The organism is Ensifer sp. Root954 (assembly GCF_001429005.1).
GTDB classification, from domain to species: domain Bacteria; phylum Pseudomonadota; class Alphaproteobacteria; order Rhizobiales; family Rhizobiaceae; genus Ensifer; species Ensifer adhaerens.
In genome coordinates this window covers 128,583-149,364 of record NZ_LMJM01000023.1, presented here as the reverse complement: position 1 = coordinate 149,364, position 20,782 = coordinate 128,583, and the positions used below count along the sequence as shown (strand labels likewise).

At 63.0% G+C, this 20,782-nt stretch carries 19 protein-coding genes; 7 read left to right on the top strand and 12 right to left on the bottom strand.

The annotated features are described in order from the left end of the window. On the top strand, positions 1-257 hold a 257-nt coding region (locus ASE71_RS36620), incomplete at its 5' end, for a hypothetical protein (RefSeq protein WP_210178861.1). A gap of 312 nt (positions 258-569) precedes the next feature. After that, positions 570-1,019 carry a hypothetical protein gene (locus ASE71_RS14785; protein WP_034800963.1) on the top strand — a complete coding sequence of 150 codons (450 nt, stop codon included), beginning with the start codon at positions 570-572 and terminating at the stop codon, positions 1,017-1,019. Positions 1,020-1,136: 117 nt separating this feature from the next. Here ASE71_RS14785 and ASE71_RS14780 read toward each other — a convergent pair whose 3' ends face one another. The 6 genes from ASE71_RS14780 to hisS form a co-directional block, all read right to left on the bottom strand. Further along, positions 1,137-3,935, bottom strand: coding sequence for an EAL domain-containing protein (locus ASE71_RS14780; RefSeq protein ID WP_060516429.1), 2,799 nt, complete (start codon positions 3,933-3,935; stop codon positions 1,137-1,139). 216 nt (positions 3,936-4,151) lie between these two features. Continuing rightward, complete coding sequence (locus tag ASE71_RS14775) at positions 4,152-5,375, bottom strand: NAD(P)/FAD-dependent oxidoreductase (protein WP_060516571.1); 1,224 nt, start codon at positions 5,373-5,375, stop codon at positions 4,152-4,154. An 87-nt stretch (positions 5,376-5,462) separates the two neighbouring features. Continuing rightward, complete coding sequence (locus ASE71_RS14770) at positions 5,463-6,170, bottom strand: glutathione binding-like protein (RefSeq protein ID WP_060516431.1); 708 nt, start codon at positions 6,168-6,170, stop codon at positions 5,463-5,465. A gap of 146 nt (positions 6,171-6,316) precedes the next feature. Then, the gene (gene hisG / locus ASE71_RS14765; protein WP_043618363.1) at positions 6,317-7,012 is read right to left on the bottom strand and encodes an ATP phosphoribosyltransferase; all 696 of its coding nucleotides are present in this window, start codon (positions 7,010-7,012) and stop codon (positions 6,317-6,319) included. Next, on the bottom strand, positions 7,009-8,151 hold the full coding sequence (locus ASE71_RS14760; protein WP_060516433.1) for an ATP phosphoribosyltransferase regulatory subunit: 1,143 nt from the start codon (positions 8,149-8,151) through the stop codon (positions 7,009-7,011). Before ASE71_RS14760 ends, hisG begins: the two co-directional genes overlap by 4 nt. Before the next feature lie 5 nt (positions 8,152-8,156). Continuing rightward, entirely contained in the window at positions 8,157-9,668 is a 1,512-nt protein-coding gene (gene hisS / locus ASE71_RS14755; RefSeq protein WP_060516436.1) for a histidine--tRNA ligase, read from the bottom strand. A gap of 440 nt (positions 9,669-10,108) precedes the next feature. Here hisS and ASE71_RS14750 point away from each other — a divergent pair, with 440 nt between their 5' ends. Beyond that, on the top strand, positions 10,109-10,537 hold the full coding sequence (locus ASE71_RS14750) for a hypothetical protein (protein WP_060516573.1): 429 nt from the start codon (positions 10,109-10,111) through the stop codon (positions 10,535-10,537). A 108-nt stretch (positions 10,538-10,645) separates the two neighbouring features. After that, a complete protein-coding gene (locus tag ASE71_RS14745) occupies positions 10,646-11,032 on the top strand; it encodes a DUF305 domain-containing protein (RefSeq protein WP_034800951.1) in 387 nt (128 codons plus the stop codon). A 60-nt stretch (positions 11,033-11,092) separates the two neighbouring features. On the opposite strand, the gene ASE71_RS14740 is transcribed toward ASE71_RS14745, so the two are convergent. Then, positions 11,093-11,737: a DNA-3-methyladenine glycosylase I gene (locus ASE71_RS14740; protein WP_060516438.1), complete on the bottom strand. Its 645-nt coding sequence runs from the start codon at positions 11,735-11,737 to the stop codon at positions 11,093-11,095. Positions 11,738-11,993: 256 nt separating this feature from the next. Between ASE71_RS14740 and ASE71_RS14735 the strand changes: the two genes are divergently transcribed. Together ASE71_RS14735 and ASE71_RS14730 are read left to right on the top strand one after the other, a co-directional pair. Next, on the top strand, positions 11,994-12,767 hold the full coding sequence (locus tag ASE71_RS14735; RefSeq protein ID WP_034800946.1) for a L,D-transpeptidase: 774 nt from the start codon (positions 11,994-11,996) through the stop codon (positions 12,765-12,767). Between the two features lie 191 nt (positions 12,768-12,958). After that, on the top strand, positions 12,959-13,654 hold the full coding sequence (locus ASE71_RS14730) for a L,D-transpeptidase (RefSeq protein ID WP_034800943.1): 696 nt from the start codon (positions 12,959-12,961) through the stop codon (positions 13,652-13,654). Positions 13,655-13,720: 66 nt separating this feature from the next. Here the strand turns inward: ASE71_RS14730 and glcF are convergent, their stop codons facing one another. The 4 genes from glcF to ASE71_RS14710 all read right to left on the bottom strand — a co-directional run bounded on the left by glcF (position 13,721) and on the right by ASE71_RS14710 (position 18,187). Further along, positions 13,721-15,016 carry a glycolate oxidase subunit GlcF gene (gene glcF / locus ASE71_RS14725; protein ID WP_082566267.1) on the bottom strand — a complete coding sequence of 432 codons (1,296 nt, stop codon included), beginning with the start codon at positions 15,014-15,016 and terminating at the stop codon, positions 13,721-13,723. Between the two features lie 111 nt (positions 15,017-15,127). Further along, a complete protein-coding gene (locus ASE71_RS14720) occupies positions 15,128-15,508 on the bottom strand; it encodes a DUF4870 family protein (protein ID WP_034800937.1) in 381 nt (126 codons plus the stop codon). Positions 15,509-15,539: 31 nt separating this feature from the next. Continuing rightward, positions 15,540-16,751: a glycolate oxidase subunit GlcE gene (gene glcE / locus ASE71_RS14715; protein ID WP_060516443.1), complete on the bottom strand. Its 1,212-nt coding sequence runs from the start codon at positions 16,749-16,751 to the stop codon at positions 15,540-15,542. Continuing rightward, positions 16,748-18,187: an FAD-binding oxidoreductase gene (locus ASE71_RS14710; protein ID WP_060516444.1), complete on the bottom strand. Its 1,440-nt coding sequence runs from the start codon at positions 18,185-18,187 to the stop codon at positions 16,748-16,750. Before ASE71_RS14710 ends, glcE begins: the two co-directional genes overlap by 4 nt. Positions 18,188-18,293: 106 nt before the next feature. Here ASE71_RS14710 and ASE71_RS14705 point away from each other — a divergent pair, with 106 nt between their 5' ends. Then, positions 18,294-19,190 carry a LysR family transcriptional regulator gene (locus tag ASE71_RS14705; RefSeq protein WP_034800931.1) on the top strand — a complete coding sequence of 299 codons (897 nt, stop codon included), beginning with the start codon at positions 18,294-18,296 and terminating at the stop codon, positions 19,188-19,190. Between the two features lie 72 nt (positions 19,191-19,262). Here the strand turns inward: ASE71_RS14705 and ASE71_RS14700 are convergent, their stop codons facing one another. Beyond that, positions 19,263-20,537, bottom strand: a complete 1,275-nt coding sequence (locus tag ASE71_RS14700) for a DUF3422 family protein (RefSeq protein WP_034800929.1) — start codon at positions 20,535-20,537, stop codon at positions 19,263-19,265. Positions 20,538-20,782 lie beyond the last annotated feature (245 nt).

Sequence of the window (20,782 nt, the reverse complement as noted above, 5' to 3'; positions counted from 1 at the left end):
TCAGCGCGTCAAGCGCGCTGAACGGGCGGCATGGACATGATGTGATAATGGCGACAGCCTTATTGCAAGGATCCATCCGGATCGGAAAGGCGGCCTTCGGGTCGCCTTTCTTGTTTTTTATCAATGCCACTCATCGCCGGAGAGCATCTGCCGAACAGTCGGCAGGAAAAAACCCATCGGTTGTAGTCAGGCTTCAAAAAACCGTTGAAGTCGAAAAAAAACGAACTATAACAGCGCCCCAAGTGAGCGAAGATTGAGGGGAGACTGGGCGGCACACTTAAGGCAGACAGGCAATCGCCGGGGCTTTTTCGTATTCGCTGCCCATCCGGAAATTCTTCGAGACTACACCTAAAGAATAAAAGTATTTAATCGCAAATTAAGCCGACACTCTCCTTCGAAATAAGTTCGCCGGCGAGATCCACTACCATCTATAGACCTTTCTACTTGAGAAAACACCCACATCACGTGGCGTGCGCTCTCGTATTGGTCATGTCGGACGCAGTTTGCACATTGGGACGCGTTTCCCTGGAGCGCCAAAGGCAGCTCCGGGAACTCTGCTGGGGTAGACCGTGTTTAAGATCACCAGAGCAAATTCCGCGCCCCTCGGCTCTTCGGGACATCTGCATCCGGGCCTACCGCATCATGAATTCATGGAGCAGTTTTGCGTCTCGGAGGGGTGGTCCGGCGACCTGTCGACGGGCCTGTTCCGGCTCGGCGAGAAGGCGGCCGCGATCCATGGCCTGCGTGACGGCGAGTGCGGCCTTCTGAACTTCGTTCGCTGCTACGATCCGGCCGATCGCAATCACGTGCTCGAACTGTTCGAACAGGCGGCAACGAGTTGCTCGTCTTTCTGCTTTTCGACGACGATCGCGCTCGAGGAGTCCGGCCAGAAGCAGCCGCTATTCTGCATCGGAGAATCCTCCGGCCTCGAACAGCGCTATTCCGGCATGATCACCGGCATCTTTTTCTTTCCACGCTTTCTCGTGGAAGTCGCGGGTCGCGCGCTGCTGCGCCAGTAAGCCCGCCCCTGCCCGCGCACGGGCCTGGGTGTAGAGAACCCTCGATCACATATGGCCGCCGCGACCGCCTCATGGGCGATTGCGGTGAAGGGTGCGACAGAGACGCGGACGTACGGCTCAGGCTGCCGCCGCGTCGTCCTTGCCCGTGAAGAGCACCGTGATCGGCGCCGGGCGACCGAGCAGATAGCCCTGCGCCTCGTCGCAGCCCTCGGCTTGCAGGATATCGAGCTGCTTCTGCGTTTCGACGCCTTCGGCAAGGACAGGGACGGACAGGCTCTGGCCGAGCGCAAGAATGGCGCGCACGATCGCCTTGGCCTGCGGACTGCCTTCCACTTCCCACATGAAGCTCCGGTCGAGCTTGATCTTGTCGAAGGGGAAGGAGCGCAGCGTCTCGAGCGACGAATAGCCGGTCCCGAAGTCGTCGATCGCGATGGTGACGCCCAGTTCCTTGATCTGGCGCAGCGTCAGCAGCGCCCGCTCCTTGTCGTCGATGATCGTCGATTCCGTGATTTCGAGCTCCAGCCGGTTCGGGTCGAGACCCGTGTCGGCAAGCACGTCCTGAACCAGACTGACGATGTCGCCGTTGGCAAGCTGGACCGGCGAAAGGTTGACGGCAATCTTGTGACTGCTCTCCCAGCCCGCCGCCTCGCGGCAGGCCTCGCGCAGCACCCATTCGCCGATCGGCAGGATCGCGCCGCATTCCTCGGCAAGCGGGATGAACTCGCTCGGAGGCACCATGCCGCGTTCCGGATGGCTCCAGCGCAGGAGCACCTCGTAGCCGATGACGGCGCCGCTCATCACAGACTTTTGCACCTGGTAGTGCAAGGCAAGCTGCTTCTTCTCGACCGCGTCCCAGAGATCGTTGGCAAGCGCGCGCCGCTGGCGGGCAGCTTCATCCATCGACACCTCGTAGAAGCAGACGGTCTGGTTGAGGGCGGCCTTCGCCCGGTACATCGCAAGGTCGGCATTGTTGATCAGCGTGTCGGCCGTCTCGGCATCCTGCGGATAGATCGCGACACCCATGCTGCCGCCGGACTTGAGCTCGAAATCGCCAAAGCGCATTTCCTCATGCAGGCTCTTCTCGATCCGGCGCAGGAAGTCGTTGAGTTCGGAGAGTTCCTCGAAGCGCTTGACCGCCGCGAACTCGTCGCCACCGAAGCGCGCCACGAACTCGCCCTCCTGCAACAGGCCCTTCATGCGCTGGGCGATCGTCACCAGCACGAAGTCGCCAGCGGCGTGACCGTGCAGATCGTTGACTTCCTTGAACTTGTTGAGGTCGATGCCGATGACGGCGACCTTGCGGTTGAACCAGGCGGCCGCGTCCAGCTCCTCTTCGAGATAGCTGCTGAACTGCAGCCGGTTCGGCAGCCCCGTGAGGCTGTCGTGGCGGGCAAGGAAGGTAATCTGCTCCTCGGTGTCGAGCCGCTCGGTGATGTCCTCATAGGTGCTAACCCAGCCGCCATCGGGCAGCGTGCGATGCTTGGTCAGGATCGAGCGGCCGTTGACGAGCTTTTCGACGATATCGCCGCCGCCATTGCCGACCATTTCGATCCGGTGCTTCTGGTAGAGCTCCTCGGCCTTGGTCCGGGCCATCTCCGGATCTGTGTAGATGCGGGCAAAGACGATATCGAGGATTTCGCGGAAGGTCAGCCCCTTGCCGGCGAGTGTCTCGGAGAAGCCGAAGATCTCTCGGCAGCGACGGTTGGAGAGCAACAGCCGGTCGCTGCTGTCGAACAGGCAGATGCCCTGCGACATGTTTTCGAGCGCGACATCGAGATTGTTGCTGACTTCGGCGATACGGTCGGCGTCAAGCTTCGCCTTGGTGATGTCCTTGACGATCTTGATGAAGCCGGCGTGCTTGCCGTCGTCGTCCATGAAGGGGTCGAGCACCACGTGAGCCCAGAACCGGGATCCGTCCTTGCGATAGCGCCAGCCTTCGTTCTCGTACTTACCATCGGCCAGTGCGACCTCGAGCGCCCGCTGCGGTACGCCGTCACGCTGATCCTCCTGCGAGTAGAAGCAGGCGAAATTCTTGCCGACGATTTCCTCGCCCTTATAGCCCTTGTTGGCCTCGGCGCCGGCGTTCCAGCTGGCGACGCGGCCGTCGGTGTCGAGCATATAGATCGCGTAGTCCTTCACGCTGCGCACGAAGCGGGCGAATTCCCGTTCGGCAGCAGCGGCGGAAAGCTCGGCATGATGGGCGAAGCCGGCGGCGATCAGCACCATCGACAGCAGGAAGAAGGCGGTGCCGGCGATGACGAAGGCAAGCAGATGCGGCTGGATCATGCCCGCATGGGCCGGCGTCAGCAGATCGGCCTCGATCGTGACCGCACCCATGGCGGTGAAATGCAACGCGACGATCCCGAGCGTCATCAGCAGGGTGGCAAGGATCTTCGCCTTCAGCGGCTTGCCGACACTGGCGATCGTGCGCAGGGCGGCGATGTCAAACAGCGAGCCGACGACCACGGAGGCGACGACCAGTGCCGCATTCCAGCGGATGCTGCCCGGCACGTCGAGCGCCGCCATGCCAAGAAAATGCATGCAGGCGACGCCGCCGCCGAGAACGAAGCCGCCAGCAATCCAGCCGAGGCGGTCCTGAACATGGGTCGCGATCAATAGGGCCGTCGTGGTGAGGATAATGGCAACGGCCAGCGACAGGCCGGTGAGATCCATCTGGTAGCCGAGGACGACGCCGGGATCATAGGCGAGCATGGCGATGAAGTGGGTCGCCCAGATGCCGAAGCCGCTGGCGATGCCGGCGGCTGTCGCCCAGATCGCTTTTGCCTTGCCCGAGGAGCCGCGGGCGCGCTGCAGCAGCGTTACTGCTCCGTAACTCGCGAGAAAGCACACAAGTGCGGCCAAAACGACCAGTCTGGGATTATGCTCTACCACCAGGCATGTAAGAACCTTGAACATCGCCAATCGCCTAAATCAAATTCTGTCGGGAAACGAGACCTCTCGCCTCCACTTAAGCTGCCTGTGTTGGCGTCAGGTGATTTAAGGAAGTGATAAATCGAGGCTCTGCCGGGCAATTGCCCAGCAAGACAATAGTTTCGTCGTTAACGAATTTTGAAACCACGCCGCCTTCAAGTTGCAGCCTGCCAAAAAGCGCCGCCTGGCGTGGTTCGCCGCCTATGCTTGCGACAGCAGCGCCTTGAGGTCGGATTGGGGATCGGCGATGACGGCTCGGTCAGGATTGATGCCGCTCTCCAGCAGCTTCTTGCCGGTCACATAGGCCTTGGCGTCGTTGATCGCATCGACGGCCACCAGGCGCCCCTGCCGGAAATACCAGACCGATACGCTGCCTTCGCGCTGGCCGGGCCTGACGATGGTTTCGTCGTGGCCGAGCCCGAAGCCGGCGATCTGCAGCTTGACGTCGTACTGGTCCGACCAGAACCAGGGCTTGGGATCGTAAGGGGCATCACTGCCGGCAAGGATCGCCGCGACCGCTTCGGCCTGATCGACGGCATTCTGCACCGACTCCAGCCGGATTCGCAGATCCTCGAAGGGAAGAACGGCGCAATCACCCATCGCGAAGATCGCCGGATCGGAGGTGCGGCCATGCGCGTCGACGACGATGCCGTTTGCGGTTTCGAGCCCGGCGTCGTGGGCCAGGCGGTCGTTGGCGGTCACACCGATGCCGACGATGACGACATCGACCGGCAAGGTGGAACCATCGGAGAGTTCCGCCGCGGTGACACGGCCATTGTCGCCGACGAGGCGGTTGAGACCGGTACCCTCGCGAATATCGACGCCGCGACCACGATGAATGTCGCGCACGAGCCCCGACGTCGCCGAGGAGGCAACACGCTGCAGGATGCGGTCGGCCATTTCGATGACCGTGACGTCCAGGCCGCAGGTGCGCGCGACGGCTGCCGCTTCAAGACCGATGTAGCCACCGCCGATGACGAGCGCGAGACGGCCGGGCTTCATCTCCTCGGCAAGGCGGTCGGCATCCCTGAAGCCGCGAACGACGAAGACACCCTCGAGATCGCCGCCGACCGAGGCCGGCAGCCGGCGCGGCGTGGCGCCGGTTGCAAAGGCCAGCACTTCATAGTCGAGCGATGTGCCATCGCTGAGCGTCACGTGTTTGCCGGCCCGGTCGAGCCCGATCACGGTCGTTTCGAGGCGCACGTCGACAGCGTGCTCGCCGTACCAGGCTTCCGGCCGGTAGAGCAGGCGGTCGAGGCTCATCTCGCGCAGGAGATACTTTTTGGAGAGCGGCGGGCGCTGATAGGGCAGGCTTGCTTCGGAGGCGACGATGGTGATCGGCCGCTCGTCCTTGAGCGCACGGAGCTTCGCAACCAGAGCAAAGGCGGCCTGACCGCCACCGACAACAACAAGCCTTCCGGACACGCTTTCCACCTGCCTTTATTCATCTGTACAACAAGGCCTAACCTTCCACCCGAGCTTCGTCAACTCTGGCACAGGCCACGCCGTTTGCTATTCCTTGCGCGGCACGTCCATGCCCTTTTGAGCCGCCGGGCGCGACAGGCCGTGCTCGACCCAGGCCATCACCTTGGGGAAGCTCTTGTAATCCAGGACCTCGGCACCGCCATAGAATCTGCGCGCGCCTTCGACCCAGGGATAGGTGGCGATGTCGGCGATCGTGTAATCGTCGCCCATCAGCCATTGCCGCCCTTCAAGGCGGGTTTCAAGCACGCCGAGCAGCCGCTTGGCTTCGTCACGGTAGCGCTCGACGGGGTAGGAATTGTTGGCGACCTTGTCGGCGGCGAACTTGAAGAAGTGACCGAACTGGCCGAACATCGGACCGACGCCGCCCATCTGGAACATAACCCAGGCGATCGTTTCGTAGCGGCCGGCCGCGTCGGCAGCCAGCAGCTTGCCGGTCTTTTCAGCGAGATAGATGAGGATCGCGCCGGACTCGAACAGCCCGATTGGCTTTCCATCCGGGCCGTTGGGATCGATGATCGCCGGGATGCGGCCGTTGGGGTTGAGCGAGACGAACTCCGGCGACTTCTGGTCATTGGTATCGAAGGCGATGCGGTGCGGTTCGTAGGGCAGGCCCAGCTCTTCGAGCGCGATCGAAACCTTCACGCCGTTCGGCGTCGGCAGCGAATAGAGCTGGATGATATCAGGGTTTTTCGCCGGCCAGCGCTTGGTGATCGGAAAGGCGGACAGATCGGCCATGAAGGTCTCCTGGAACGGAACAGCGGGAAGCGGCAGAAACGCCGCACGCAGACTTACATAGGAGCGGAGGGCGCGCCTTTTGAGGGCCCTACTTTATTTTTGTAACCGGCGGGATCGTCAAGACCGCGCCTGCCCCGTTCGCAGCGTCAAAGGACGCTACGAACGGCCGCGATAATCCGTGCCACGACCGGATCGCCGTCGTGAGCCGCCTTGCGCGCCCGGACCAGGCAAGCTTCGGAACGCAGGATCACGCCATCGGTGAGTATCTTCAGGTGGTTTGCCTTCAACGTCGAACCGGTCGAGGTGATGTCGACGATGATGTCGGCGGAACCAGAGGCCGGCGCGCCTTCGGTCGCCCCGAGGCTTTCGACGATGCGGTAAAGCTGGATGCCGTGGCTGCCCGAGAAATGGTTCTGCGTCAGCCGCCAGTACTTGGTGGCGATCGCCAGACGGCGACCATGGCGGGCACGGAAATCGGCGGCAACGTCGCCAAGGTCGGCCATGGTGTCGACGTCGTACCAGACCTCAGGCACCGCGACGACGACGTCGGCATGACCGAAGCCGAGACGGGCGCAGAACTCGACGCGCGCATCGGCGTTGGCAAGCCCCTCGCGCACCAGGTCTTCGCCGGTTACGCCGAAATCGATTGAGCCGTTGCCGAGCTCGCGCGAGATTTCCGACGCCGAAAGGAACGCAATCTCCACATCATCAGCACCTTCGACGCGGCCGCGATAGGAGCGGTCGTTGCCGACGGCAACGATCTTCAGGCCGGCGCGTTCGAAGATCGCCGAGGCGTCATCCTTCATCCGCCCCTTGGACGGCAAGGCGATAGTGATGGTCATTGGGCGCCTCCTTCAGAGGCAATCGCCTTTTCGATGCGGTCGAGCCAGAGCGAGAAGCCGACGGCCGGGATATGCTCGCGGGCGCCGAGCAGGGTCAGCAGCCGATCGAAGCGGCCGCCGCCGGCAAGAACGGCATGCGTTCCGGCAAGCTCAACCTCGAAAACGAGGCCAGTGTAATAGTCGAGCGGACGACCGAAGGCCGCTCGATAACGAATGGCGCCGATGTCGGAACCTGTCTTTGCAAGTGCGGCGACGCGGGCATCGAAACGGGCGAGCGCGTCATCGATCTTGAGGCCGGATTTCTGCGCGAAAGCGAAGAGTGCGGCCGGCGCATCGGCAAGCGGCACGTCGAGCGCCAGGAACGCGGCGACCTGATCCAGCGTTCTGCGGTCGAGCCGCGTGTTCGCCAGTTCCATCTTCTCCTTCAGCCGGCGCGCAATATCCTGCGGCGAACGGCTAGCGTTGGTCGAATAGCCGGTCGCTTCCATCGTTGCGGCGACATGCGCGACGAGACGGTCCTCGTCTTCGAGCAGGCCGTCCATCGACAGCCGCACGACTTCAGGACCGAAGACGCCGACCGTGCGCGGATGGGCGAGCTCGGTCAGAAGCTTCTGCAGGTGCTTCTGGTCGCCGAAGGCGTGGATCAGCCGCTTCTGCCAGCCAGCCGGCAGGCCACAGGCGCCGACGACGGCTTCAAACACGGCCTGGTCACCAAGCGTCACGCTGAGAGACCGGCCCGGCACCCGGTTGGCGACGATGCGCATCGCGTCAGAGACGGCGCGCGCATCGGCTGCCGCCGTATCGGTGTCGCCAAGATCCTCGATGCCGGCCTGGTAGAATTCGTTGCCGCCTTCGCGGCGCTGGCGGAAGACCTCGCCGAGATAGGCATAGCGCTTCGGCGTCCCGGTCACCGCCTCGATATGTCGGAGACAGACGGGAATGGTGAATTCCGGCCGCAGGCACAGGCTCTCGCCGGTCTCGCTCTCGGTCATGAAGATACGGCGGCGCAGATCCTCGCCGGCCATGGCGAGGAAAGGCTCGGCCGGCTGGATCACCGGAGTGTCGACACGCAGCGCGCCGAGGCTTTCGAAGTCGGCAAGCAGCGCATCGGCGAAGGCGGGCAGATTGATGAGGGCCATAGTCGTCAGCCCCTTGCCCGATCCTCGGCCTGTGCCGCCAGCATCTCGCGTACCTTTTCGACCAGTTCGGCCGTCGGCACGGAAACCTGGGCCACGCGCGCCTCGCGCCAGGCCGCATTGTCCTCGATCTCACCCGACAGGCGCTTGCCCTCGATCAGATCCTTGATCTGCACGACACCGGCGGCGCGCTCGTCGCCACCCTGGATGATGGCGAGCGGCGAGCCACGGCGGTCGGCATATTTCAGCTGATCGCCAAAGTTCTTCTTGTTGCCCTGGTACATTTCGGCGCGGATCCCGGCATGGCGGAGCTGCTGCACGAAACGCTGGTAATAGCCCATCGCCTCGATGTCGCGGTCCATGACGCAGACGACAACAGGCGCGAGCACGTCAGATGCACCGAGCTTGCCGAGGTTCTTCAGCGCCGTCATAAGGCGGGAAACGCCGATCGAGAAACCGGTCGCCGGGACCGGCTGACCCATGAAACGCGACACGAGACCGTCGTAGCGACCACCACCGCCGACCGAACCGAAGACGACCTTTTCGCCCTTCTCGTTGGTGACGGCAAACTGCAGCTCGGCCTCGAAGACGGGGCCGGTATAATATTCGAGACCACGCACGACCGAGGGGTCGATCTTGATGCGGTCAGCCTCGTAGCCGGCGCTCAGGACCAGGCTGCGGATGGTGTTGAGTTCCTCGACACCTTCGCCGCCCTTGGCGGTGCCTGAAACGAGCGCTGCCAGTTCGTCGGCACTTTCGGCATAATTCTGGATGCCGACGAAGAACAGGACCTTGTCGATCTGCTCGCCATTGAGGCCCGCACCCTTGGTGAAGTCGCCGCTTTCGTCCTTGCGGCCTTCGCCGAGCAGGAGCCTGACGCCTTCGGGGCCGAACTTGTCGAGCTTGTCGATGGCGCGCAGCACCGTCAGGCGGGCATTGACCTTGTCGTCGCCGCCAAGACCGATCGCCTCCATGACGCCGTCGAGCACCTTGCGGTTGTTGACGCGGATCACGTAGTCGCCGCGCGCAATGCCAAGGGCTTCCATGGTGTCGGCCATCATCATGCACATTTCGGCGTCCGCCTGGACGCCGGCGGCACCGACGGTGTCGGCATCGAACTGCATGAACTGGCGGAAGCGGCCCGGGCCAGGCTTCTCGTTGCGGAAGACGTAGCCGGCGCGATAGGTGCGGAACGGCAGCTGGATCTCGTTGAAGTTCTCGGCGACGTGACGGGCGAGCGGCGCCGTCAGGTCGTAGCGCAGCGACATCCACTGATCGTCGTCATCGGTCAGCGAGAAGACGCCTTCGTTCGGCCGGTCGCTGTCGGGCAGGAACTTACCGAGCGCATCGGTGTATTCGAACAGCGGTGTTTCGACCGGGTCGAAACCATAATGCTCGTAGACCGCCCGGATCTTGCCGATCATTTCGTCCGTCGCGCGGATATCGGCAGCGGAGCGATCGACGAAGCCGCGCGGAAGACGCGCCTTGAGCTTCTGCGGTTTCTTCTGTTTCTCGGTCATGGGAGCATTCCGGACTGTCTCTTGTTGGCTGCTTTCCCTATCGGATCAAGTGGGGGGCGGCAAGGGTTTGCACCGCGCAAAGCGTTCGCCCGGGCCATGCGCCGGCGCTTTGCGTCAAAGCCTAGCACGGGTGTGCTTCGCGTCATCGGGATCGACACGCACCATCGCGACGCGTCGGGGAGGACTTGACCTCAACCACAAGGCGCATTAGACGATATGCAATCACTAAAAGTTTATCGCCTGACCGATCGGCGACGTTCCGGCTGCACCGATGATCGTCTATCTTCGCGGCCAAGTGCCGAGTACCTACAAACGAGTTTTCGATGCAATGACTGCATCGGGAAAACACTTCAATGGCAAACAACGCATCGAAGCGCCTTGCGGCAGTGGCGGTCTCCGGTAACGAGACATCACGTCCGCGCGGCGAGAAGAAGGGCATCATGTTGAGGTTCATGACACCTGGCTCGGGAGCCATCCAACCCGGGCACCTCGGGGCGCATTCGGCCTGGATGGACCACCTCGATGAAAGCGACTATTTCGTGGAGACATGGCGCTGCGATCTGGCCAGCGGCGTCTTTCATCTGGGCGAGCGAACCGCCGCCCTGCTTGGCGCTTCCAACCGCTCCTGCGGCATCGTCGATCTGGTGCGTGCCTATGACAGCCGGGATCGCGTGACAGTGCTCAACATCCTCGAGCAGGCAACCGCGTCGCCGTCTTCGTTCTGCTTCACGGCGCTCGTGCGCTTGCCAAGTTTGAAGGCGGCACAGCTTTTCTGCGTCGGCCGGTCGTCGCTCGACGCGTCCACCGGCGAAAACATGCTGCAGGGCATTTTCGCCTTTCCGCGCGATCGTCCGGCGCTTGACGCCTGAACGGACGGGTTGAATCCGCAGCCACCCCTTCCCTAGATTGATGGAGTGCCAAGAAGCCGGCCACGGCCGGCCTCTTGGCACGAGACATCAGATAAGGAAGGAAACACCATGTCGCTGAAACCGCTGATCGCCGCCCTCGCGCTTTCCGCCTGCCTCGGCTTTCCTGCGTTGGCAGAGGAGTCCGGACACGGCAGCATGCACCATGGAGCGACCGAAACCGCGATGCCGAAGGGCGACAATTCGCCTTCGAGCAAAGCCTTCGCCGAAGCCAATGCCCGCATGCACAAGGACATGGACATCACCTACACCGGCAAGGCGGACATCGACTTCGTGCGCGGCATGATCGCCCACCATCAGGGCGCGATCGACATGGCGAAGGTGGAGCTCGAATACGGTAAGGACGAAACGCTGCGCAAGCTGGCCGAAGAGGTCATCAAGGCGCAGGAAGGCGAGATCAGGACGATGAAGGCGTGGCTCGCCAAGAACGGCGGCTGAACCCGCAGTCCCAACGCCACCGGCAAACACCCGTCGTCAGGCAGACGACGGGCGCACTCATCAGGCGACGCGGGCCTGGGGCCTTGCAAGCTTGCCACGCAACTCCTCGACGACCGTGCGGCAGTGGCAGCCTTCGATGTGATCGTTGACGAGGCCCATGGCCTGCATGAAGGCGTAGATCGTCGTCGGGCCGACGAAGGTCCAGCCGCGCTTCTTCAAATCCTTGGAAATGCGGGTCGAGGTCGGCGTCGTCGGATTGGCGACGATCGCTTCATAGGTCACCACCTGCGGACGCTCGGCTGCCTGCGGCTCATAGGACCAGAAATAGGCCGCCAGCGAACCGAACTCTTGCCTCAGTTCCTGGGCGCGGCGCGCGTTGTTGATCGTCGAGACGATCTTGCCGCGATGACGCACGATGCCTGTATCGGCAAGGCAACGCTCGATTTCCGCTTCGCCGAACTTTGCGACCGCGTCGAAATCGAAACCGGCGAAGGCGGCGCGAAACGCCTCGCGCTTGCGCAGGATCGTCAGCCAGGACAGGCCGGACTGGAAACCTTCCAGGCAGATCTTCTCGAAAAGCCGGCGGTCGTCGGTGACCGGGCGCCCCCATTCCTCGTCATGGTAGCGACGATAATCGTCGAGATTGCCCTGCCAGGCGCAACGCAAAAATCCGTCCTCACCGATCACAATGCCCTTGGCCGTCATCGCCCTCTTTGCTCCATCCTGCTCATTTTCCTGCCTTTACCATTTGCAAACCAGATTCCTAAAGCAGCGGATAACCCTACCCAAAGCCTTATCGGCGCCATCGGCTTTTAACGAGGCACCGTTTACCATTCGGTCGCCCTCCAAATGACACGATTGCCCCCATTGCCAAGGCGCAACCCGTCCGTTCGAGCATTCCGCTCACCGGCAGACTGCGCCCCCTTCAGTGATTTTCGGCGAAAGGTAGCGAGTCCGTCCGATGTTGAAAAAGTCTCTTCTTATAGCCGCCTCTCTTCTAACCCTCGTGGCTGGCCCAGCCGGAGCGCAGGACCGGTATCAGAACAGGCCGCCCGTCGTCGTCAGTCCCGACCTCACCGCCCCCTGGGTGATGCAGCTCGGCGGACAGCAGGCGCGCACGCGGCAGGTGATCTACCGGCAGCAGATTCCGCAGGCCACCCGAAAACAGTTCTATCAGCAGGGACAGGTCGCGAAACCTCAGGTCAAGCGCCGCGCCGTCAATCCGCTGATCCAGCCGGCAAATGCCATGCGCGCCCAGCGGCCAGTGAAATCGAAATTCGACCCGCAGTACCTGCCGCAGACGGTCGCCTATGAGAGCAAGGAAAAGCCGGGCACGATCGTCATCGATACCAACAACCGCTTCCTCTATCTGGTGACCGGCAACGGTGAGGCACGGCGCTATGGCGTCGGTGTCGGCAAGCCGGGCTTCGAATGGGCCGGCGCCCACAAGGTCACTCGCAAGGCGGAATGGCCGAGCTGGACGCCGCCGCAGGAGATGATCACCCGCGAGGCGGCCAAGGGCCATTACCTGCCGGCCCGCATGGACGGCGGCCCGGAAAATCCGCTCGGCGCACGCGCCATGTATCTCGGCTCGACGCTCTACCGCATCCACGGCACCAACGCGCCCTGGACGATCGGCTATGCCGTTTCCTCCGGCTGCATCCGCATGCGCAACGAAGACGTTGTCGATCTTTACGAGCGCGTGAAAGTGGGCACGAAGGTTATCGTCATCTAATTGCAGCACTGCATAGAATATTCCCCTCTCCTCACCCGTGTTGCTGTTGCCTATGCGTGATTTTCAGGCAACAGCAGCGTAAGGACAGGCAAGTTTTGTGATCACGTTTGATCTACCGGATGTATCGCGGGCTTGAACTTCGATGCGTTTTGCATAGCCTGCCTGCAACGAGGGTTTAGAGGGAATCGTAAATGAAGCGTCATGCCAGCAAAGTGGTCGCAATCGCGATTGCGACCAGCACTATTCTTGTGGCCGCCAGCGCCTCGGCTTTCACGCCGGCGCCCGTAGCAGGCCCCAAGATCCAGTCGTCAGACATTGTACTCGTGGCCACTCCGAAGAAGCCGGCAAAACAATACTGGCGCACCAAGGTTCGCTTCCGCACCGACGAAGCCCCCGGCACGATCATCGTCGATACCAACAACAAGTTTCTCTACTACATCGACGGCCCGAACCGCGCGACGCGCTACGGCATCGGCGTCGGCCGGGACGGCTTCGGCTGGTCGGGTGTCGTGAAGGTTGGCCGCAAGGCCGAATGGCCGACCTGGACGCCGCCGGCCGAAATGCGCCGCCGCGAGGCCGCCAAGGGCCGCATCCTGCCGATCACCCAGGAAGGCGGCATCGACAACCCGCTCGGCGCCCGCGCCATGTATCTCTACAAGGGCGGCCGCGACACGATCTTCCGTATCCACGGCACCAACCAGCCCTGGACCATCGGCCAAAACATGTCTTCCGGCTGCATCCGCATGATGAACGAGGACGTGGAGCATCTCTACGACCGCGCCGACGTCGGCACGAAGGTCATCGTCATCGGCCCCGGCAGCAAGGCCGGCGACACCTATTTCGACGATCGCGGCGTCGACATCTTCCGCCAGATCTTTGGCGGCTGAGGACGCCGAAACTTCCACCCACCAAAAAGGCCGGCTCCCGAAAGGTGGCCGGCCTTTTGCTTTGCCTCAGAGCCCCTCAGGCTTTGCCCCGCCATAGGCCCAGTCGAGCAATTCGACCGTATGCAGGATGGGGATTTTGGTGCCGCTGGCGATCTGGGTGATGCAGCCGATGTTGCCGGTCGCGATCGCATCCGGCTTCGTCGCCTCGATGTTCTTCACCTTGCGCGCCTTCAGCTTGGCCGAGATTTCCGGCTGCAGGATGTTGTAGGTACCGGCCGAACCGCAGCAGAGATGGCTCTCGGCCGGATCGCGCACGACGAAGCCGGCGCGCTTCAGAAGCTGCTTCGGCGCAAGCGTGATCTTCTGGCCGTGCTGCATCGAACAGGCGGAATGGTAAGCGAGCGTCATGCCGCGCGCCTCCTGTTCCGGCAGGTCGAGGGTCGCCAGATACTCGGTGATGTCCTTGGCCAGCGCCGAGACCCGTGCGGCCTTTTCCGCATAGGCGGGATCGAGCCTGAGCATGTGGCCGTAGTCCTTGATCGTCGTTCCGCAACCCGAAGCGGTGATGACGATGGCGTCGAGTCCACCTTCGTCGGCAACCTTGAGCCACGCATCGACGTTGCGGCGCGCGGCTTCGAGCGCCTGGTTCTCGCGGCCCATGTGATGCACCAGCGCGCCACAGCAGCCCTCGCCGGCCGAAACGACCACCTCCACACCAAATCGCGTCAGAAGCCGGATCGTCGCCTCGTTGATTTCCGGCTTCAGCACGGGCTGGGCGCAGCCGCTGAGCAGCGCAACGCGGCCGACACGCTTGTCCTTGGGCGCATGAACGCCGGGTGCGGCCGAAGCCGAGGGCTCCGCCACGACGGCGGGCGCCAGATCGAGCATCACGCCAAAGGTTTTCAGGAAGGCGACGCGCTTCATCAGTCCGGCGAGCGGCCGGGCAAGGCCGGCTGCCTTCAGCGACAGGCGAAAGCGGTGCGGATAGGGCAGCACGGCTGCGAGCACGGAACGCGCCAGCCGGTCCTTGAACGGGCGGCGATAGGTGTTTTCGATATGCACGCGGGCATGGTCGACGAGATGCATGTAGTCGACGCCGGAGGGACAGGTGGTGGTACAGGCGAGGCACGACAGACAGCGGTCGATATGGGTGACCGTTTCCTTGTCGGCCGCCCGGCCGTTCTCCAGCATGTCCTTGATGAGATAGATACGCCCACGCGGGCTATCGAGCTCGTCGCCGAGCGTCACATAGGTCGGACAGGTCGCGGTGCAGAAGCCGCAATGCACGCACTTGCGCAGAATGGCCTCGGATTCGGCCACGTGCGGATCGGCGAGCTGCGCGGCGGTAAAATTGGTCTGCAAGTGCGAACTCCACTCTTCGTCCTGCGGAACCGGGCGCTTCGCGCCGCGGTCGATTGCAACATTCTGTTTTCAGCTTCCTTCGACCTTGCCGGTCTCCGGTTGCATACCGGCCTAAACCATCCAGCCCTCGGGATTGGTAATCGGCTCTTCGCGCGCGGCCCTTTGCAGGCCGACGACGCAGCGCACGACGATCCAGACGGCGGTGGCGATGAAGCCGAGGATGCCGACAAGCACCACCGTCAGCAACAGCGAGATCAACAGGAACAGCAGCGATATCCAGAAGGTCCGGATCGCCCAGACATAGTGCGTCTGGACCCACGGCGCGCCCTTGCCGCGATTGAGATAGGCCATGACGACGCCGATGATCGGCGTGATGCCCACCGCAAACCCGACGAGATAAAGGACATAGATCACCTGCACATTGATCTTGCCCGGTTCCAGCCAGCGATCGGTCTCCCGGGAGAACGGTGTCTGCGGACCCTTATCGCTCATGCTTGTCTCTCCTGTTCCCTTGCGAATGCGCTCAGGAAATCGCGGCCATGCGGCCGGGATTGAAGATCCGGTGCGGGTCGAACTTCGCGCGCACGCGCTCGCTCAACTGTGCCACGGGCAAGGGTTGCGGTTCAAACGATGAAACGGCCTGACGGTAGCTGTCATCGGCCCTGACGAGGGTCGCGTGGCCGCCACCGAGAACCTTGATGTAACGGCGCACCAGTTCCGCCTCGGGATCGGCCTCCATGCGCAACCATACGAGACCGCCCTGCCAGTCGTAGAAAGCGTCGACGCCGGTCTGCAGCCGCAGTGCTGCAACCAGTTGATGGCCAAGCGACGGGGCGACGGACGCGCGCCAGAGCGGCTTCCTGGTACCGTCGGCATAGGGTTTGACGTCGCGGATCTCCGTCCAAAGCCTTGCTGTTTGCGATGCATCAAGCCGCGTCACCGCGCCGAAGCGTCCGACCGCCTTCGTCAGCTTTTCAGCCCTGATCGCAACGGATGCCTCCAGCCCTTCGAGCCTGAGCACGGTGGCTGCACCATCCGGAAGGTTGCCATCCAGGAACCGTCCGCGCACGCTCTCCGGCAGGTGCGCCGCGCCGGAAACCTCAGTTGTCTGCGCCATTGCCTCGGCCATGACCGCCGCCGCCTCGGCATCGTTGAGCCCGGAGACGACGATGGTCTCCGACGCCGGCGGCAGCGGCAGGACGCGGAAGGTGACTTCGGTGAGGATGCCGAGCGTGCCATGCGAGCCAGCCAAAAGCTTGACCAGATCGAGACCGGTGACGTTCTTCATCACACGCCCGCCGGCCTTGATCGCCTCGCCCTCGCCGTTGACGAAACGCACACCGAGCAGGCTGTCGCGGGCGGCACCGGCGACATAGCGCCTGGGGCCGGACACGTTGGCGGCAAAGACCCCGCCGATCGTCGGCTCACCCGAGGAGGCGAAGATCGGCCGGTGATCCATCGGCTCGAAGGCGAGCATTTGCCGGTTTTCGGCCAATGCCTCGCCGATCTCGCGCAGTGGCGTTCCCGCAAGCGCGGTAATCGTCATTTCGGCCGGATTGTAGCTGACGATGCCGGAAAGGCGTCGGGTCGACAGCACCCGATCGGCACGCACAGGATTGCCGAGGCCGGAGCGCGTGTTGCCGCCGATCACTGTGAGCGACGCCTTGTCCGCCGCCATGGCGCGAACGACGGTCGCAATCCCCTCTTCGCTGGCCGGTTCGAAATGCACGATCATGCGGCGGGACGCCCTTTAAGAGGGAAGACCTTGGACGGGTTCAGGATCCATTGCGGATCGAAGGCGGCGCGCGCCTCCATCTGCTGGTCGAGGTCGATCTGGTTGTACTGATGCAGCATGAGATCCCGTTTTTCGATGCCGACGCCGTGCTCGCCCGTCAGGCAGCCACCCGCGTCGACGCAAAGCTTCAGGATATCGTTGCCGGCAGCCTCGGCGCGCGCCGCATCCTCCGGGTCGTTGATGTTGTAGAGGATCAGCGGATGCATGTTGCCGTCGCCGGCGTGGAAGACATTGGCGACGCGCAGGCCGTAGCTCGCGACGATCTCACCGGTGCGGGCAAGCACATGGGAGAGTTGGCTGAGCGGCACGGTGCCGTCCATGCAGATATAGTCGGCGATGCGGCCGGTGGCGCCGAAGGCGGATTTCCGGCCTTTCCAGATCGCGGCCGCTTCCATGGCCGACTGGCATTCCTTGATGGTCGCGACCCCGTGACGGCGCGCGACCGCAACGATGCTCGCGAGCATCGCATCCATCTCCGGCTCGGAGCCTTCGACCTCGACGATCAGTAGCGCTTCGACATCGAGCGGGTAGCCGGCGTGGGCGAAGGCTTCGCAGATCTCGATCGCCGGCTTGTCCATGAACTCGATCGCGACGGGAATGATGCCGGAACCGATGACATCAGCGACGCAGGCGCCGGCCGCCTCCGAGGAGGCAAAGCCGAAGAGCACCGGGCGGGCTCCCTCCGGTTTGGCGATCAACCGCACCGTCGCCTCGGTGACGATACCGAGCTGGCCTTCCGAGCCGCAGACGAGGCCGAGCAGATCATAGCCCGCCGCATCCAGCGCCTTGCCGCCGAGATCGACGACGGTGCCATCGAACAGCACCATCTTCACGCCGAGCAGATTGTTGGTGGTGACGCCGTATTTCAGGCAATGAGCACCGCCGGAATTCATGCCGATGTTGCCGCCGATCGTGCAGGCGAGCTGCGAGCTCGGGTCGGGTGCATAAAAGAAGCCATCGGCGGAAACCGCCTCGGAGATGTTGAGGTTGGTAACGCCCGCCTGAACGGTGGCGGTGCGATTGAAAAGGTCGACATCGAGGATGCGCGACATCTTCGAGAGGCCGATGACGACCGCATCCTCTTGTGGGATGGCACCGCCCGAAAGCGAGGTACCGGCCCCGCGCGGCACGACCGGAACGCCGTAGCGGCTGCAGTATTTCAGGAGCGCGGCCACCTGTTCGGTGGTTTCCGGCAAGGCGACCGCCAGGGGCATGCGGCGATAGGCGATGAAGGCATCGGTCTCGAACGGCTTCAGTCCGCGCTCGTCGCTGATCAGACAGTCCTCGGGCAGCAGGTCCGAGAGGTCGGCGATAATCTCGCGGCGCCGGGCGATAACCTCTGGTTTCGGCTGCAGAAAACCGATTGTCTCCGCCATCAGCTCCTCCCGCCGCGTATCGATTGGTTCATTTTCTTTACCACTAGGACAGAGGCCTCGCAAATGCTATTGAGCTTTTCCGTTTTGGAAATAATGGCAACGATTGATGACGAATTTAGGCGATCTTGAGATTTTTGCACGGGTCGTTTCCACCGGCAGTATGTCGGCAGCGGGGCGGGCGCTGGGGTTTTCCCCAGCTGTGATCTCCAAGCGCATCAAGAGACTCGAAGACCGGCTCGGCACGCGCCTCCTTCAACGCACGACGCGCCAGATTTCGCTGACGGAAGCCGGCCAGGGCTTCTACGACCGGGTGCTCGGCATTCTGACCGGCATCGAGGAGGCGGAAGCCTATGCGTCGGGCCGCTCGTCGCATGCGCTCGGGGTGCTGCGGATATCGGCGCCCACCTCCTTCGGCCGCATGCACATCGCGCCGCATCTGACCAAGTTCATGAAGGACCATCCGGATCTGAAATTGCACATCGTGCTGACGGACGAATTCACCGACATCGTCGCGGAAGGCTTCGACATGGCGGTCCGGATCGGCGAACTGGTGGATTCGTCGCTCGTCGCCCGCAAGCTTGCCCCCGTCCGCCGGCTGCTCTGCGCCTCGCCGGACTACATCGCCCGCAACGGCGCACCGAAAGAGATCGGCGACCTCGCCAACCACCTCTGCCTGCCGGCGCATAACAACGACAATTGGAAGCTCGAAGGGCCGGAGGGCGCGCTGGTCTGGCACCCGGAAGGGCCGCTCGTCACCAATTCCTCGGAGATTGTGCGCGCCGCCGTCATCGCCGGCGCCGGCGTTGCACTACGCTCCACCTGGGATATCGGCCCGGAATTGCGCAGCGGCCAGCTGGTGCAGGTGCTACCGCAATGGGAAGGTTCGAAGCAGCTGACGCTTTCGGCCGTCTACCCAAGCCGCCAGTTCCTCCCGGCCAAGGTGCGCCTCTTCATCGACTATCTCGCAGAACTCTACGGACCGATTCCCTATTGGGAGCAGTAGGCGAACCGGCCTGGCATCTTTGTTTTCCGCAATTCCGGACGCAAAACCGCTGCACACTTTTGCTGGAATTGCTTACTTATGCTCGCTGTCCTCGTGGTGGCGGCGAATGCGGCGCACGATCAGCCAGACCCCGGCAACGGCGAAGGGCACGGCAAGCCCGGTCAGGAGACCGGGATCGATCGGCAGCTCGTGGCTGACCGCCTTGGCGAGATAGCCGAACAGCCCGACCACGTAATAGGAGATGGCGGCGACCGACAGGCCTTCGACGGTCTGCTGCAGGCGCAACTGCAACCTGGCGCGCCGGTCCATCGAGTTCAAAAGCGCGCTGTTCTGTCGTTCAAGCTCGACGTCGACCCAGCTTCGAAGCAGCGCCGTGGCGCGGGCGAGCTTGCGCGACAGGTTCGCCTGGCGCTCCTCGACCGACTGGCAGGTGCGCATGGCCGGCGCCAAACGTCGTTCGAGGAAGGTGCCGATGGTCTCGTAGCCTGGCACCGGCGTTTCGGCGAGCGTGCGGATGCGCTCCTGGACGATGCCGTAATAGGCGCGGCTGGCGCCGAAGCGATAGAGGCTGAGCGCGGCACCGGCCTCGAGATCGGCCGCGAGCCGAGTGATCTCGGCCAACATGTCGTCGGCCTCCTCGCGCACGTTTTCCTTCATGCGCTGGGTCACCGCCGTCAACCCGTCCTCCGTCCGGCGGATTTCCGGCGACAGCGACTGCGCAAGCGGCAGGCCCATCATCGCCAGCGTCCGGTAGGTTTCGATATCGAGCAAGCGCTGGACGAGAGCGCCGGTACCGGCTTCCGTCATGCCGCGATCGATCACCAGGATCTGCGTCAGGCCGTCACCGTTCTGGCGGAAGTCGGTGACGATCACCGCCTGGCCGTTCTTGGTCTCGCTGTAACAGAGGCTCGTCGGATCGAAGAGGCCGATGGCCTCGCGGGTCTCGGGCGTATCCGGCCGGATCTCGAGGCGGATGCCCGAGATCAGAGACCCGGGCGGCGAAAAGCCGTCGCCGAACGGATGGATCGGCACATCGCCGCCGAATTTCTCCGGCGGCGGCGCGTCCCAGAAATAGGTGGAGAATTCGGTATGACGCTCCCAGCGCAGCGTGCCCTGCCCCCAAGGCATCGCGTGATGGTTGGCGTCACGGCCGGGCGGCGCGATGCCGCGGGCCCGCGAAAGCTCCGACAGCACGGCGTGATCGACGATCGAGCCGCCATCTGTCAGGAAGGCCAGCTGAAAGATCACCCGCGGCGTGGTCACCAGCGCATAGGGGCGCGAATGAACCTCGCCCAAGGCCAAAGCGCGCATCGGCGCCACCGGAAATGCAAAACTACCCTTTGCCATGAAGCGCCTTGTCCCCCTCACGCGTTCATCACAACTTTCTTATCAACGGAAAGAGCAAAAGAACAAAGGACGCATTGCCGCAGTTTGACTTTTGTCAGTCGCATCCAATCCGACGCACCCAAGTGGACAATCAAATTGACCACTTTGCGCGACCTGCCTAGATTGCGGCGCTGACAGGAGGCGGCGCTGAGCATCGACGCTCCTTTCGCCCTTGCCGCATGCAAACCGACCACATTCGCGATTTC

Excerpts from the sequence above, each read along its gene's own strand:
- ASE71_RS14780 (WP_060516429.1), bottom strand. The coding sequence starts at position 3,935 with ATGTTCAAGGTTCTTACATGCCTGGTGGTAGAGCATAATCCCAGACTG.
- ASE71_RS14770 (WP_060516431.1), bottom strand. The coding sequence starts at position 6,170 with ATGGCCGATCTGTCCGCCTTTCCGATCACCAAGCGCTGGCCGGCGAAA.
- hisG (WP_043618363.1), bottom strand. The coding sequence starts at position 7,012 with ATGACCATCACTATCGCCTTGCCGTCCAAGGGGCGGATGAAGGATGAC.
- ASE71_RS14760 (WP_060516433.1), bottom strand. The coding sequence starts at position 8,151 with ATGGCCCTCATCAATCTGCCCGCCTTCGCCGATGCGCTGCTTGCCGAC.
- hisS (WP_060516436.1), bottom strand. The coding sequence starts at position 9,668 with ATGACCGAGAAACAGAAGAAACCGCAGAAGCTCAAGGCGCGTCTTCCG.
- ASE71_RS14750 (WP_060516573.1), top strand. The coding sequence starts at position 10,109 with ATGTTGAGGTTCATGACACCTGGCTCGGGAGCCATCCAACCCGGGCAC.
- ASE71_RS14745 (WP_034800951.1), top strand. The coding sequence starts at position 10,646 with ATGTCGCTGAAACCGCTGATCGCCGCCCTCGCGCTTTCCGCCTGCCTC.
- ASE71_RS14740 (WP_060516438.1), bottom strand. The coding sequence starts at position 11,737 with ATGACGGCCAAGGGCATTGTGATCGGTGAGGACGGATTTTTGCGTTGC.
- ASE71_RS14735 (WP_034800946.1), top strand. The coding sequence starts at position 11,994 with ATGTTGAAAAAGTCTCTTCTTATAGCCGCCTCTCTTCTAACCCTCGTG.
- ASE71_RS14730 (WP_034800943.1), top strand. The coding sequence starts at position 12,959 with ATGAAGCGTCATGCCAGCAAAGTGGTCGCAATCGCGATTGCGACCAGC.
- ASE71_RS14720 (WP_034800937.1), bottom strand. The coding sequence starts at position 15,508 with ATGAGCGATAAGGGTCCGCAGACACCGTTCTCCCGGGAGACCGATCGC.
- glcE (WP_060516443.1), bottom strand. The coding sequence starts at position 16,751 with ATGATCGTGCATTTCGAACCGGCCAGCGAAGAGGGGATTGCGACCGTC.
- ASE71_RS14710 (WP_060516444.1), bottom strand. The coding sequence starts at position 18,187 with ATGGCGGAGACAATCGGTTTTCTGCAGCCGAAACCAGAGGTTATCGCC.
- ASE71_RS14705 (WP_034800931.1), top strand. The coding sequence starts at position 18,294 with ATGACGAATTTAGGCGATCTTGAGATTTTTGCACGGGTCGTTTCCACC.
- ASE71_RS14700 (WP_034800929.1), bottom strand. The coding sequence starts at position 20,537 with ATGGCAAAGGGTAGTTTTGCATTTCCGGTGGCGCCGATGCGCGCTTTG.